We start from the raw sequence: 13941 nt of genomic DNA, 5'->3' as shown, positions 1-13941 counted from the left end.
CATGCTCCGCATTCAGCAGTTAGAGGTTTCCCGGGGGCAAGGCCCCCGGGCTTTTCGTGTGCAATTGCCTGCGCTCGCTCTGGAAGCGGGGCAGATCGTGGCCGTGACCGGCGTCAGCGGATGCGGCAAAAGCACCTTGCTGGAGACCCTGGGGCTGTTGCTCAAGCCCAAACAGGTCAAAGCGTTTCGTTTGGGCAGGCAGGCCATGGATATCAAGGCCTTGTATGCCGATGGTCGTGAATCCGAGTTGGCGCAATGGCGTGCCAGAAACCTGGGCTTTGTGCTGCAAAATGGTGGTCTGCTGCCCTACCTGTCGGTCTGGGAAAACATGGTTCTGCCACGGCGCTTGTTAGGCATGCCGATCAAGGCCGATCATCTGGATGCCGCGATTGCCACCCTGAAGCTGGAGCGGCTGCTGAATCTGTACCCCTCTGCCTTATCGATTGGCGAGCGCCAGCGAGTTGCTTTTTCGCGCGCGATTGCCCACGCTCCCGGCCTGGTGCTGGCCGATGAGCCTACCGCAGCCCTGGACCCCGAAACCGCTCATGATGTGTTCCAGCTGTTTTTCAGCCTGGCCAGGGAGCTGGATCTGGCGGTTTTGCTGGTCTCGCATGATTGGGACAGTCTGAGCCAGTTCGCCATTCCGCGCCTGCAAGCCAGATTGGAGCCCGGTTTGAGTGTTTTCCTTCCTCAGGGGGATGCGACATGCTGCTAAGCGTGTGTCGACTGGCCTGGGCTGACTTGCGCTTTGACTGGCGCATCTCTTTTTGCATGGTTGCGGCCATGGTCGCCGTGGTCGCGCCTTTGCTGCTGCTCTTCGGTCTGAAGCACGGAGTTGTCACTCAATTGCAGCAAGCGTTGCTGCATGATCCGCGCAATCTGGAAGTAAAGATGCTGAGCAGCGGCAGCTTTGATCAGGCCTGGCTGGACCGGCTGCGACAGATGCCCGGTGTGGCATACGCCGTGGGCATGACGCGTTCGCTGAACACGCAGGCGGATCTGCGCCTGGACCGACGTCGTTTTCTGGAAAACGTTGAAGTGCTGGCCAGTGCGCAGGGCGATCCTTTGTTGCAGACCCAGGCTCGTGATCTGTCCCCCCAGGAAATCATTCTGACGCAGGAGGCTGCGCGCCGATTGAACTGGCAGGCGGGCGAGTTGGTTCATATTCGTGTTGACCGTCGTCTGGACGGGCAGCGCGAGCAGGGCGATAAAGCCATGACCGTGGTGGATGTGCTGGCTGAACATCGCTATTCGCGTCCTGCCGTGTTCGTGGCCCCGGAAACCCTGCTGGCCCTGGAATACGCTCGCGATGGTTTTCAAGTGCCCGATTTTGCCCTGTTCAGCGGCAAACCCCTGGCCGCTGATATGCCCGTGCTGTATGCCCGCGCCCGGGTCTATGCCAGCACGATCGATCAGGTCGGGGCGGTGGCCAAGAGGCTGGAACAGCAGGGTATTCCGGTGGCCAGCCGGTATGCCGACATTGAAAACGTTCGCGCCATCAATCGTGTGCTGAGCCTGATTTTTGGCGTGATTGCTCTGACGGCCATGGTGGGCTGCGCGGCCTCGTTGGGCGGTGCCTTTCTGGCTAATGTGGATCGCAAACGTAAAGATCTGGCGGTCCTGCGGCTGCTGGGTATTGATAGTGGCGGTGTCATTCGTTATGTGCTGATTCAGGCACTGGTACTGAGCCTGATCGCCTATGCCCTGGGGCTGGGCCTCTATGGCCTGGGCAGTGCTTTATTTAATCAATTACTAGTGGGAGATGGCCTCCAGACGGACTTCGTATGTCGTATCACCCCGGCCCATGCCTTGTACGCCTTATTGATGGTGGTGAGCCTGGCCTGTGTGGTGGCGGCGATCGGAGCCTGGCGTGCCGTTCGCGTTCAACCTGCGGAGAGTCTGCGTGAAATGTAAATTGTGGTTCAGTGCGGCGACGGCGCTGCTGGGTATGAGCGCGCTTGCTCAGGCGGCACCTTGGGAGGAGAAGTACTACAACCCCAAACCTGCCGAAGGCGATGTGGTGTTGCCCATGCCCTGTGAGGGTGCCATGGTGTTTCGCCGTGTCGCGGTGCCGGTGGCCGGCCCTCTGGATGATATGCGTGTGGTGGTAGGGCAGGAAGCGCAAGAATGGGGTTATATCGAACACAAACGCCCTGACTTTATTGCGGGCAGTTTTACCGATGGCAAGGCCGGTTCATCGCGCTACTACTTGATGGCCAAGTATGAGCTGAACAAATTGCAGTACCAGGCCCTGACTGAAGCCACCTGCCCGACACCCAAAAATACCTTGGTGGTGCCGCAGACCGAAATCAGCTGGATGGACGCGATCCGTGTGTCCGACCTGTACAACCAGTGGTTGCGCGACAATGCCGCCGACAAGCTGCCCAAAGAAGACGGCTTGGCTGGGTTTGTGCGTCTGCCAACGGAAATCGAGTGGGAATACGCGGCCCGTGGTGGCTCGTCCTTGTCTTCGGCCGAGTTCCGTGACGTGCGCTATCCCATGCCTGAAGGCATGAACGACTACGAGTGGTATGCCGGGTCGCAGTCGTCCAATGGGGCGGTTCAGCTAATGGGGCGGCTCAAGCCCAATCCGCTGGGGCTGCACGACATCTTGGGTAATGTGGACGAGATGATTCTGGAGCCGTTTCGCTTGAACAAGCTGGATCGTCAGCATGGTCAGGCTGGCGGCTTTGTGGTGCGGGGCGGCAATTTTCTGTCCAAGCCCGAAGCCTTGCGCGCTTCGGCGCGCAAGGAATTAGCCTATTACGGCTCCAAAGGGCCTACCCAGGCCAAAACGACGGGTATGCGGCTGGCTCTGGTGTCAATTGCCCTGACTTCGCGCGACCGGGTGCAGGCCATTGAAAAGAGCTGGCAGGCCTTGGGGACCGAGCAAGGCGCTGTCAACCCGGATGCGCCGGCACAAGAGTCCGCCGTGCAGCGTTTGGGCTCCCTGGCCAGCAGTCTGGAGGACGACACGCTCAAGACGCAGCTCAAGCAGCTGGAAGGGGATTTGCGCGCTGCCAATTTGCGACAGGAGGAAATGCGCGACCAAGCCATTCGCGCCAATCTGGAGCTGGGCTCTTTTCTGTGCACCAAACTTAAAGACGACGTCTTGTTCGTGGAGCTGCTGCAACGAAATTACGAGGCGCTGTGTCAGGCCAGCCCGGACGACAAACAGTGTGTCAGCCGCAAATTGAAGCTGGATGAACAGCACGATCGTGTTGCGAAACTGGCGCGTTATTACGCCAGCAACTTGATTGACGCCTCGTCCCTGTACGGGCTCACCTTGCTGGAAAAACAGGTGCCAGTCGCACGCCAGATGATGGAACAGAACAAGAGCCTCAGCGCCCTGAAACCTTATCTGGACGTGCACTGGAAGAATCAAAAAGACTATTTGAAAACAGATTCGATTGATATCAGTGCCTGGAAGAACAACTGCAAATCGATTCCCAACTCGTAAAGAGCGGGTCAATAAAAAATAGACGTACTTCAATTGGAAGAGGAAGTTATGCAACACGTGCGCCGTTTTACCCCTAGAACCTTACTGGGCAGTCTGATGCTGGGTGTGGCTTTGCTTTCGGGCTGTGCCAGCACGGGCAGTAGTTTGCTCAGTGGTGCTCAGGCCGATGATCGTCTCACCAGTGGTCAGGATGCCAAATTCTTCAGCCGCTCTGGCTTTCAGGCCTGCGCCGGCGCGGCGGCGGTGGGCGTGCTGGCTTGCATGCTGTCGAACTCCAGCAACAAGGCGGCTTGCGCGATTATCGCGGGCGTGGCGGCCTGCGGGGTCGCCATGGGGACCAACTACTATCTGGATCAGCGTCGCACCGAATACGCCAATACCACGGAGCGTCTGGCCGCCATGCAACGTGACGTCGAGGCCGATACTGCCAATATTCTTGAGCGAACCCGTACGGCCCAGCAGGTGATTGCTGACGATAAAAGGCAGATTGCCGACATTGAAAAGCACATGAAGGCCAAGACGATGGAGAAAAAACAGGCTGAAAAGCAACTGGCCCGTATTGATAAGAATATCGAGGTTCTCAATCGCGATCTGAAAAACATGACTGAAAAAGTCAGCCTATATCGGGATGTGGCCGATGCGGAGCGCAAGGACGGAGGCAAGAAGGCGGAAGTCCAGCGTCTGGATCGTCAGATTGACGAGATGAATGTCAAAGTGGCCGTGCTGCAAAAAGAAGTGGACGACCTGTATTCCATGCGTTCTGCAGTGACCTTGGGTTAAAAGGGATTTTTCATGCGAGTATTTCTACGTTGGTCACCCGTTGCGGCCAGTCTTGTGCTGGCAGGTTGCGCCACCACCATGAGCGAGTGTGATCCGTCGGATCAAAACGCCGGTTTCCTGACCAAGATCAGTTGCGACACCTCGGGCGCCTATCGCCAGCACATTGACACGCGCGAGCAAAGTTTGCTGAGCGCGCAGCAAGCCAATGCGCTGTTTCATCAGGTCTACAAGGATATTCAGGCTCAGCAAAGCTTGAGCAACGCCAGTCTGGCCCGGCAGCGTCAGGCCCAGACTGCGCTGAACCGTTCCATGGGGCAGTTGTTGCGTAGTTTGCAGGCCAGTAAAGGTCAGCAAGCCGGCTTGCAGAATCAGCTCAAGGATCTGGATAAAGGGCTCAAGGACGTAAACCGTTCCACCGAAGACAACAGCCCGGCCGCGATAGCCCAAAAGCAGCAGCAGTTGCAACAGCTGCAAAAAGATGTCAGCCGCCTGCAGTCCAGTTTGGGATACGACGAGTAAAGGCCTATGCAGCGCGTCATACTTGATTCGGTGGGGCCCTCCGGGGCCTATCGTCAGCATCAGCTTGCGCTGGATATCCTGAAGCGTCAGGATGAACCCCTGACGCATCTGTTTTCCATTTATCAGGCCGATGGTTCGCAGACGACGGCCTGGTGGACGGGCCTGCAGGGCCAGGCTGTGGCCAAAAGCAGTTTGCCGGCTGCTCAGCAACAGGCACTGGACGCGCGTTATCAGCAAGCGTTGGACCGGATTGAGCTGTTGATTCGCCAGTTGCACGATCAGGGGGCGAGCCAAGATGCGCAGGCGCTACAAGCCCTGCTGCAAGACGGGGCGGCCCAAGGGGCGATCTACAGCGTAGGCGGCAAGCCGTTGCTGGTGATGAGCGAGAATCCGGCGCTGTCGCCCGAACCTTTGTTCGCGTCTGCCCGACGTCGGATGGCCGGAGCAGCGGCTGTGCCGCCGGGTCCACCGGCGACAGCGGCTTTTGGGGCTGGCGCGGCTGTCATGGGGGAGCCTGCTGCCAAGGCTCGCCCGCTTCTGTGGTTTCTGTTGGCCGCGCTACTGGCCCTCCTGCTGGTGCTGCTCTTGTCCTGGTGGTTCAAGTGGCCTGCCAACTGTTGGGACAGGAGTGGGATGCCCGTGGCCCCGCCCGCAGTGGTCAAGCCAGCGCCTGCGGTGCAGGAGCCTGTCCTGCCCCCGGTTGTGCCTGCTCAAGAGCCGTTGGCGCCGGTCCCCGAACCGCCCAAGGTCGAGCCTGTGGTACCGGAGCCGCCCGTGCCTGAGCCATCGCCTGCGCCCAAACCCCAGCCCGATCCCAAGCCTGCCCCCAAGGTGTCATCAGACCCTAATTTTGTGTGTGCGCACGATGATAAGGGCCAGGTGCTCAAACCCGAGGTCTACCTTATTTTTGATACGTCCATGTCCATGCTGTTGAGCGTGGATGCCAAGATTCAGGACGAGGAGTGGTTTTTCAGCCAGGACTTGAGCGATATGGGTTCCTGGAGCGATTACGCGACCCAACGGGCTAAAACCCTGTTTGAAGGGACGTCGCGCATCAAGGCGGCGCGCAGCGCTTTCTCCAGCATGGTGGACAGTTTGCCCGCGGGGCAGGACCTGCATTTGATAACCTTTGCGCAGCAGTGCGCCGCACCCAATTACCAGGGCCGCTTTACGACGGCTCAGCGGGGACGGTTGAAAAACCTGATTCAGACTATCGAGGCCAAGGACAGCACCAATCTGGTTCATTCCCTGAATCTGGCGGCCAGTCGGGTGGATGGCGTTAAACGGGATGCTTTGATTGTCTTGTTTGTTGATGGCAATGACGGTTGCGAGCAGGATATTTGCGCTGTGTCCCGCAGTATTGCACGCGCCAAGCCGCGCTTGCGGATCAATGTGGTGGATATCACCGGTCAAGGCCTGTCCGCCTGTGCGGCTACGGCGACGGGCGGTGTCACGCTGGCTCCCAAGCAAGCGGGTCAGATTGCCCAGGCCTTGCGCGATGCTACAACCGACTTTGTGAAGCGTGCCGAACAGGCTTGCCAGTAAACCCCCGGCATGTGGCTGGGCCTGAATCAGCCTGGATTGCCCCAGGCTGATTTGCTTCTGGACAGCCAGAAAAAGACAGGGTGACAATAAGGGGGTCGCTAAACGACGCATAGACTGTGCACATGCCTGTATCTCCCTCTCGCCCCGATTCGCCTGAACGTCGTCTGCGTCGCATGAAACGCGGCGCCCTGGCTTTGCTGGGCCTGACGATCAGCCTGTTCCTGCTCAGTCACGCCATGATTGGCCGGGGCGAGGCTGCGCCGGTTGCTGGACTGTGGCCTTGGCTGCGTGCCTTTAGTGAAGCGGCCACGGTGGGCGCGCTGGCTGACTGGTTTGCCGTCGTGGCCTTGTTCCGGCATCCCCTGGGCCTGCCTTTTCCGCATACGGCCATTATTCCCAATAAGAAAAACAGTCTGGGGGAAAGTCTGGGCGTATTTGTGCGCGACCACTTTCTGGATTCGGCGATGTTGTTGGAGAAACTGCGCAGTCTGGACCCGGCGGCTCGCCTGGGGCAGTGGCTGTCGCAACCTGAGCAAAGCAAACGTGTGAGCCGTGCTTTGCAAACGGCCCTGGGCGAGGCCCTGCGTTTACTGGACGAGCGTAGCGTCAAACAGGCCCTGACCGATGGGGTGCGCAGCTATCTGATGCGGGTGGATATGGCGGGGACCAGCTCCCAGATTCTGGGCTTGCTGACGCGTAATGCCCGGCATCAGCGCCTGCTCGATGAGGTCTTGCAGCAATTGGGCACTTATTTGTCCAATGAAGCCGTCAAGCAACGCGTGGCGGCTGTGCTTGTGCGTTACGCTCAGCGCGAATGGCCCAAACTGTTGGCGATGGTGGGCGTGGTGACCTCCGTGGACGAATTGTCAGGCAAGATGGCCGACCGCTTGGCGCGTGCGCTGGTGGACGAGGTACACACAATTTTGAGTGAACCCGAGCATCCCTTGCGTAAGGATTATGAGCAGTGGGTGCTCGATTATATTCAGCGCCTCGGCCAGGACTCTGAGCTCAGAGAACAGGTCGAAGCCATCAAGCAGCGGTTTTTGCATCACAAAGAGGTGGGCGAATACATCGATGGCATCTGGACTGATGTCATGCGTGTGCTGCGCAGCGATCTTGCCAGACCGGACTCCTCGGTTGCCGCCCATTTGCGGCAGGTGGCTCAGGACCTTGGCGCCCGCCTGAATACCGACGCCACGTTGCGGGCCACCTTGAATGAGCATATGTTGTCGGCGGCGGCCGGGCTGGCCGAGCAGTTGCGCGAAGGGGCCAAGGATCATATTTCGCGCACCGTTCGTCAGTGGGATGACAGGCAACTGGTGCGCGAGCTGGAACTGACGGTGGGTACCGATCTGCAATACATCCGCTTTAACGGCACGGTCGTAGGTGGCCTGGTGGGCGTGGGCCTGCACGCCATCCTGCTGTTGGGGCTGGTCTGACAATAGCAGTCAGAGTGGTGCCAGGCGAAGATGCAAACCGTGCCCGGCGAACGAATATGTTCGTCGCTGCCAGTCAGAATGTGTTCAGATCTCAGGGCGGAGCGGGCCAGGGCATAAGCGGGTGGGGCAGCGAGCCGCTGGGGCCTTTGCCACCCAGCCCTTCACTCAGGCCACTTTCAGCAAGGGGACGGGCTTCTGGGTAGCATTTGGGTCGGGCACGTAAGTCGAGCGGTTCGTCGTGCCGGTATTGAGCAATTGAATCGACAGTTTCAGCTCCTTGGCCTGGCGGCTCAGTTCGTTGACGGTCTCGCCCAGGTTGCGAGCCAGATCCGCGTTGTCGTTGATGTCGCTGTCCATGGTGGATACGGCATCGTTGATTTGCGCTAAACCGTTGGCTTGCTCGTTGGAGGCGGTGGAGATTTCGCTGATCAGATGGGTGACATCTGAGACGGATTGCATGATCTCGTCCATGGTGGAACCTGCCCGCTTGGCGTGATGCGCCCCGGTCGCCATGCGTTTGAGCGAATCCTCCACCAGGTTTTTGATTTCCCCGGCGGCTTGGGCACTTTTTTGCGCCAGACTGCGCACTTCACCGGCCACCACGGCAAAGCCCTTGCCTGCTTCACCCGCGCGGGCCGATTCTACAGCGGCATTCAGGGCCGGGATATTCGTTTGGAAGGCCAGTCCTTCAATAATCGACACAATATCGCCAATACGCTCAGAGCTGTTGTGTATGTCCTGCATGGTGCTGACCATGTCCTGAACCACTTCACCACCTCGCCGTGCGGTAGACAGGCTCTGGTCGGCCAATTGGTTAGCCAGACGGGCATTGTCCGCGGTCTGCTGCACATTCATGGTCAACTGCTCCATATTGGCGGCGGTGCGCTGTAAGGAGCCCGACTGAGCGGCGGTACGATGGGAAAGCTGGCGATTGCCCTCTTCAATCTGTGTGGACACATCCAACGAGGCCTGGATGCCTTGATGCACGTCGCAAGCCAGACCCAGCAGGCTTTTGCGCATCATGTCCATGTAGAAATAGAGCTGTGCGATTTCCTGGCTGCGGGTGTGCTGGGGGTTCAGATCGATCAACAGGTTGCCGGTGGCAATTTGCTGGGCGATATGGGTGGCGCTGTGCAGGGGCTGCATCATGCGCTGGGTGACCATCCAGCCGTAGGCCAAGGTTACCAGGCTGACCAGCCCCAGACTGCTCAGCCCGACAGTCAGATACGTGCCGGACGCGCCACTGCCCACCAGCAAGCCGGCGCTCAAACTTACAAGTGCCGTGGTCAGAAACCCAAATCGCAACAAGCTGGCACGCAGGCTGCGATTCAAGGGTTGGAGCAGGGTGTTCAGAACCGAGCGCCAGCCTCTGGCCTGCAATTGACCTTCGTGTAAACGAAAACCGCGCAATCCTTGTTGCTGGATGGAGTGGTACAGATACTCCGCTTCTTTGATGTCCTTGGCTTGGGCACGTACCCGAACCGAGGCGTAGCCGCTGACGCGGCCGTTTTCAAATAAAGGAATGACGCGGGCTTTGACCCAGTAAAAGCCGCCGTCTTTGCGGCGGTTCTTGATCAGCCCTGACCAGGATCGTTGTTGTTTGAGTGCCTGCCATAAATCCTGAAAAATAACGGCCGGCATGTGGGGGTGGCGCACAATATTGTGGTGTGCTCCGATCAGCTCGTCGTGGCTGTAGCCGCTCACCTCGATAAAGGCGGGATTGGCATAGACGATGCGCCCTTTCAGGTCGGTCTTGGAGATTAAATAGGTTTTTTCGGGTACCTGTGTTTCATGAGAGGTAATGGCTTGTTTTTCACGCATGATCTGGCCCTGTTAAAGACGTAGGCGGAAAAGGACAGATCATTATGTTGCATATCGACTTAATTTTGTTACTTGGTATTTGTATTAAAGTCTAAATGTGTCACCGTGATGACGGAGAAAAACCGGTTCAAAAAGCGTGATCTGATCTCTATAAGCAGTTGATTTTATTAATTATTGTTTTTTTGCTGGTCTGGCGGTAAAAAACCGACCCCAGATTAAATGTTTTGTCTAGCTGTCAGTAGTATCAGGATCGGCAAGGGGGCTGCCGATCCTGAAGGGCCTGCTTAGCGACGAATCGCTTCAAGTCTGGCGTTCGCCGTTTTGGCGCTGTGAGCCTGGAAGGCCGGTGTGTTCTGGTAGGACAGCACCTGCACGGTAGAGGCTTGACTCAACTGAGCCAGGGCCGCCGGGGCACCCTGGGCCGATTCCACCGAGCCCGTATTCAAAACCTTGATTGCATCGGCCAGCTCGGACGCTTCCGAGGCCAGATCGCTCATGGTATTGCCCAGATCCTGCACCAGGGCGGCGTTTTGCTGGGTGACACCATCCATTTTGGCCATGGCCTCATTGATCTGGTCCAGGCCACTGGCCTGCTCGATCGAGGCGGTCGAGATTTCGCCAATGATGTCCGTGACACGTTTGACCGAATCGACGACCTCGCCCATGGTGGCGCCGGCGCGGGCCGCCTGTTCGGCCCCGATGGCCATGCGGCTGACAGAGGCGTCGATCAGGTTCTTGATTTCTCCGGCAGCTTGCGAGCTCTTTTGAGCCAGGCTACGTACTTCACCGGCCACGACCGCAAACCCGCGTCCCGCTTCGCCGGCGCGAGCCGATTCCACCGCTGCGTTCAACGCCAGGATATTGGTCTGAAAGGCAATGCCTTCAATAACAGTGACGATATCGCCAATGCGACGTGAACTGTCGTGAATGCCTTGCATGGTTTGCACCACTTCGTTCACCACAGCGCCGCCACGTTGGGCAATCTGCATACTGGCATCGGCCAGTTGGCTGGCTTGATTGGCATTGTCGGCGTTCTGGCGCACCGTCACGGTCAGCTCTTCCATGCTGGCGGCGGTTTCCTGCAAGGAGGCGGCCTGATCTTCAGTGCGGGAGGCCAGATTGGTATTGTTCACCTCTAGGATGCGGGCGGCATGAATCGAGGCGTCAATTCCCGCTCGGGCATCGCTGGCAATGCCCACCAGACTTTTGCGCATCAGGTCCAGGCAGAAGTAGAGCTGACCAATTTCCGAATTGCTTTCGCTGGAGCTGACATCAATGTCCAGTTGCAGATTGCCGGTGGCAATTTGCTGGGCGATCAGCGAGGCCTGATCCAGGGGGCGGATGACGCGCTGGGCAATCAGCCAGCCGTAGCCCATCATGACCGCACTGGCCAGACACAAGCCACCGGTCAGCCACAGGCCCGAGCCTTGGGGAACCCCTCCCGTCAGGGCGAAGTACAGCGCAGTTCCGGTGGTGGCCAGCGCCAGTGTGCCCATACGGAACAGGCTGGCCCGCAGGGAGTTGCTGAATGGGCGGCGCAACTGGCTCAAGGCCTTTCGCCAGCCGGTCGGCACAGCACGACCTTCATGCAAGCGCACGCCGTGGGCACGTCCCTCATTGATGGCGGTGTACAGGCGCTCAGCCTCGTCAATCTGTTCCTGGCTGGGTTTGACCCGGACCGAGGCATAGCCGGCTAGCGTGCCATTTTCATAAATGGGCACCGCCATGGCGTAGACCCAGTAAAAGCCACCATCCTTGCGTCGGTTCTTGACCACCCCCATCCAGGGGCGCTTGTTTTGCAAGGTGTCCCAGAAATCCTGAAACGCCTCGGGCGGCATGTCGGGGTGGCGGACAAGATTGTGCGCCTTGCCGATCAGCTCTTCCCGGGTGAAGCCGCTGATGGCGATAAAGGCCGCGTTCGCGTAGGTGATCCGTCCTTTCAGATCGGTTTTTGAAATAAGGTACTGATCGGCCCGGACGCGAACCTCGTCCTGGGTAATGGGGAAATTCTTACGCATTCATCATCCTGGAGGGGAGCAACAAAGGGGACGCGAGGGGCCGTCAAGCCCGCAGGGGCCATGCAAAAAAAGCAAAGGTTTCTACGCCCGGTTACTGACTGCTCTGAACTGTCAGAAACCTTCTATTTTTGCGAATGGCGGAGCAGAACAAAGCGTGAAACTGTTGACTGATCCGGCCTTTGACTGAGCGCTTGCTTGTCATTTATGGCAAACACATACAGTTCAAACGCTTAACGGCTGCCAAACAAAATTCTTTAGGCTTAGATGTTCATGGATCATAATTTGATCATCTGAAAATAATGTACGGACTGTATTGCGTGGCGTACGTGCTCGCTCCGGGGTGGGGGCGGCTCAGGGCTCGCTTATAATCGGCCACACGCTCATGGGCGAGATTCAGAAGGAGAATATGTGATCGATACGCAGGAACCTGTAGTCAGCGCTGAGCTGGTCGCTGTGTTAGTCGCTGTCAGCGACGGCGAGCCCCGTGTCTTGACCACGGATGGCGGGCAGGCCTTGCCCGCCGGGCCGTTTCAGCATACGCATCGCTCTTTGCAAACGGGGCTGCGCGATTGGGTGGAAACGCAAACCCATCACCCGGTAGGGTATGTGGAGCAGCTTTATACCTTTGCAGATCGCGATCGTTTTGACGCTCAGGGAACGCGTATCGTGTCAGTCAGCTATGTGGGGCTGACGCGGGAAGTGGGTCAGCCGGATGTGGCTCAGGTGATCTGGCAGGATTGTTATCGTTACTTTCCGTGGGAGGACTGGCGTGAGGGTACTCCTTCGATCATTCAGCAGACCATCGTGCCGGCCTTGTTGACGTGGTGCGAGCAGGACGAGTCCTTGCGTGCATTACGACGTCAGCGCGTCAATTACAGCTTTGGGCTGGAGGGCGCCATCTGGAACGAAGATTTTGTCTTGCAGCGCTACGAGCTGCTGTACGAAGCGGGCCTGTTACCCGAATCCTGTCGCCGTCGCCAGCAGGAGCAGCAAGCGCAGGGCAAGCAGGATGCCTTGGGACTGGGCATGCGCCACGACCATCGCCGGATTCTGGCTACGGGTCTGGCGCGCCTGCGCGCCAAAATCAAATATCGCCCCGTGGTGTTTGAGCTGATGCCCCCGGAGTTCACCTTGCTGCAATTGCAGCAGGCGGTCGAAGCGCTGGCTGGCCGTGGCCTGCACAAGCAGAATTTCCGCCGCTTGATTGAGCAGCAGGCATTGGTCGAGGAAACCGGCGCGATGAGCATGGGCGGCTCGGGGCGGCCTGCCAAGCTGTTCCGCTTTCGGGGTGACGTGTTGTTTGAGCGGGCTATCTCGGGTAGCAAGTTGCCCTTGGCGAAACAGGCGCGTTAAAAACTGGGCCTATGGCTTGACAGTGCTTATGCTCAGGAATAGCATAAATGCACCGTGCCATTAGGCCTTATTTTTTAGCGATTTAAATACTCATAATGAGCATAATTAATGCCCCTGCGCCGGCAGCGCAAGCTGCGCAGACACGCGCGCACCGTATTCCTTCCCTGCCCGACGTGATGCTTGAGCCTCTGGTGCGCGCCACCTTGCAGGAAGATCTGGGTCGTGCGGGTGATCTGACAACGGACGCCATTGTGCCTGCCGACTCTCGTACGCAAATGCGCCTGGTAGCCCGCGAACAAGGCGTGTTGGCTGGTCTGGATCTGGCTCGTCTGGCGTTTACCTTGCTGGACCCTACGCTGCGCTTTGAGGCCCAGCTTCAAGATGGGGATGACCTGATGCCGGGTGCCCAGATCGCCGTCATCAGTGGCTCGGCCCGCTCCATGCTGACGGCAGAGCGTAGCGCATTGAATTTTCTGGGGCATTTAAGTGGCGTGGCATCGGCAACGGCCTCCATCGCCCGGGCCATTGCGCCTTACGGCACCCAGGTTACCTGCACCCGCAAAACCATGCCCGGCCTGCGCGCAGTGCAGAAATATGCGGTGCGCGTGGGCGGTGGCAGCAACCATCGCTTTGGTCTGGATGATGCGGTGCTGATCAAAGACAACCACATCGCTGTGGCCGGGGGCGTGAAAGCGGCCGTGGAAGCGGCTCGCACCTATATCGGCCATCTGGTGTGCATCGAGGTGGAAGTCGATACCCTGGAGCAGCTCGATGAAGTGCTGGAGCTAGGGGTGGACAGCATTCTTTTGGACAATATGGATATTGCGACCTTGAGCGAGGCTGTGGCCCGCGTTGGTGGCCGCGCCAAGACCGAAGCCTCGGGTCGTATCACGCCCGAGACCGCGGTGGAAATTGCCCGCTGTGGCGTGGATCGGATCGCGGTGGGTTGGATTACACACAGCGCCCGTGTGCTCGATATTGGTCTGGATGCTTGAGTAACAAGGTG

11 protein-coding genes are annotated in these 13941 nt (G+C 58.5%); 9 read left to right on the top strand and 2 right to left on the bottom strand.

Annotation, left to right across the window (positions count from 1 at the left end; all coding sequences use genetic code 11):
• Position 1: 1 nt before the first annotated feature.
• From V6936_RS07530 to V6936_RS07500, 7 genes are all read left to right on the top strand, one after another.
• A complete protein-coding gene (locus tag V6936_RS07530; protein WP_003804594.1) occupies positions 2-715 on the top strand; it encodes an ABC transporter ATP-binding protein in 714 nt (237 codons plus the stop codon).
• The gene (locus V6936_RS07525; protein WP_336579666.1) at positions 706-1914 is read left to right on the top strand and encodes an ABC transporter permease; all 1209 of its coding nucleotides are present in this window, start codon (positions 706-708) and stop codon (positions 1912-1914) included. The genes V6936_RS07530 and V6936_RS07525 overlap by 10 nt, the downstream gene beginning before the upstream one ends.
• Positions 1904-3460, top strand: a complete 1557-nt coding sequence (locus tag V6936_RS07520) for a formylglycine-generating enzyme family protein (RefSeq protein WP_003804591.1) — start codon at positions 1904-1906, stop codon at positions 3458-3460. Before V6936_RS07525 ends, V6936_RS07520 begins: the two co-directional genes overlap by 11 nt.
• A 48-nt stretch (positions 3461-3508) precedes the next feature.
• On the top strand, positions 3509-4240 hold the full coding sequence (locus V6936_RS07515; protein WP_003804589.1) for a hypothetical protein: 732 nt from the start codon (positions 3509-3511) through the stop codon (positions 4238-4240).
• Positions 4241-4252: 12 nt separating this feature from the next.
• Positions 4253-4759 (top strand): hypothetical protein, encoded by a 507-nt coding sequence (locus V6936_RS07510; protein ID WP_003804587.1) that lies wholly within the window; start codon positions 4253-4255, stop codon positions 4757-4759.
• Positions 4760-4765: 6 nt separating this feature from the next.
• Positions 4766-6304 carry a hypothetical protein gene (locus V6936_RS07505; protein WP_336579665.1) on the top strand — a complete coding sequence of 513 codons (1539 nt, stop codon included), beginning with the start codon at positions 4766-4768 and terminating at the stop codon, positions 6302-6304.
• Positions 6305-6426: 122 nt separating this feature from the next.
• Positions 6427-7743, top strand: coding sequence for a DUF445 domain-containing protein (locus V6936_RS07500; RefSeq protein ID WP_336579664.1), 1317 nt, complete (start codon positions 6427-6429; stop codon positions 7741-7743).
• Between the two features lie 165 nt (positions 7744-7908).
• On the opposite strand, the gene V6936_RS07495 is transcribed toward V6936_RS07500, so the two are convergent.
• Together V6936_RS07495 and V6936_RS07490 are read right to left on the bottom strand one after the other, a co-directional pair.
• Positions 7909-9564 carry a methyl-accepting chemotaxis protein gene (locus V6936_RS07495; protein WP_336579662.1) on the bottom strand — a complete coding sequence of 552 codons (1656 nt, stop codon included), beginning with the start codon at positions 9562-9564 and terminating at the stop codon, positions 7909-7911.
• Between the two features lie 284 nt (positions 9565-9848).
• A complete protein-coding gene (locus V6936_RS07490; protein ID WP_336579661.1) occupies positions 9849-11582 on the bottom strand; it encodes a methyl-accepting chemotaxis protein in 1734 nt (577 codons plus the stop codon).
• A 408-nt stretch (positions 11583-11990) separates the two neighbouring features.
• Here V6936_RS07490 and V6936_RS07485 point away from each other — a divergent pair, with 408 nt between their 5' ends.
• Entirely contained in the window at positions 11991-12935 is a 945-nt protein-coding gene (locus tag V6936_RS07485; protein ID WP_003804578.1) for an NUDIX hydrolase, read from the top strand.
• A gap of 95 nt (positions 12936-13030) precedes the next feature.
• Positions 13031-13930 (top strand): carboxylating nicotinate-nucleotide diphosphorylase, encoded by a 900-nt coding sequence (nadC, locus tag V6936_RS07480; RefSeq protein ID WP_336579660.1) that lies wholly within the window; start codon positions 13031-13033, stop codon positions 13928-13930.
• Positions 13931-13941: the final 11 nt, after the last annotated feature.

The organism is Alcaligenes sp. CHO6, assembly GCF_037120595.1.
In the GTDB taxonomy this organism is placed as follows: domain Bacteria; phylum Pseudomonadota; class Gammaproteobacteria; order Burkholderiales; family Burkholderiaceae_B; genus Alcaligenes; species Alcaligenes ammonioxydans.
Note: the sequence above shows the minus strand (reverse complement) of the source record. Positions and strands in the feature narration are given on the sequence as shown.

Excerpts from the sequence above, each read along its gene's own strand:
- V6936_RS07530 (WP_003804594.1), top strand. The coding sequence starts at position 2 with ATGCTCCGCATTCAGCAGTTAGAGGTTTCCCGGGGGCAAGGCCCCCGG.
- V6936_RS07525 (WP_336579666.1), top strand. The coding sequence starts at position 706 with ATGCTGCTAAGCGTGTGTCGACTGGCCTGGGCTGACTTGCGCTTTGAC.
- V6936_RS07515 (WP_003804589.1), top strand. The coding sequence starts at position 3,509 with ATGCAACACGTGCGCCGTTTTACCCCTAGAACCTTACTGGGCAGTCTG.
- V6936_RS07510 (WP_003804587.1), top strand. The coding sequence starts at position 4,253 with ATGCGAGTATTTCTACGTTGGTCACCCGTTGCGGCCAGTCTTGTGCTG.
- V6936_RS07505 (WP_336579665.1), top strand. The coding sequence starts at position 4,766 with ATGCAGCGCGTCATACTTGATTCGGTGGGGCCCTCCGGGGCCTATCGT.
- V6936_RS07500 (WP_336579664.1), top strand. The coding sequence starts at position 6,427 with ATGCCTGTATCTCCCTCTCGCCCCGATTCGCCTGAACGTCGTCTGCGT.
- V6936_RS07495 (WP_336579662.1), bottom strand. The coding sequence starts at position 9,564 with ATGCGTGAAAAACAAGCCATTACCTCTCATGAAACACAGGTACCCGAA.
- V6936_RS07490 (WP_336579661.1), bottom strand. The coding sequence starts at position 11,582 with ATGCGTAAGAATTTCCCCATTACCCAGGACGAGGTTCGCGTCCGGGCC.
- nadC (WP_336579660.1), top strand. The coding sequence starts at position 13,031 with ATGAGCATAATTAATGCCCCTGCGCCGGCAGCGCAAGCTGCGCAGACA.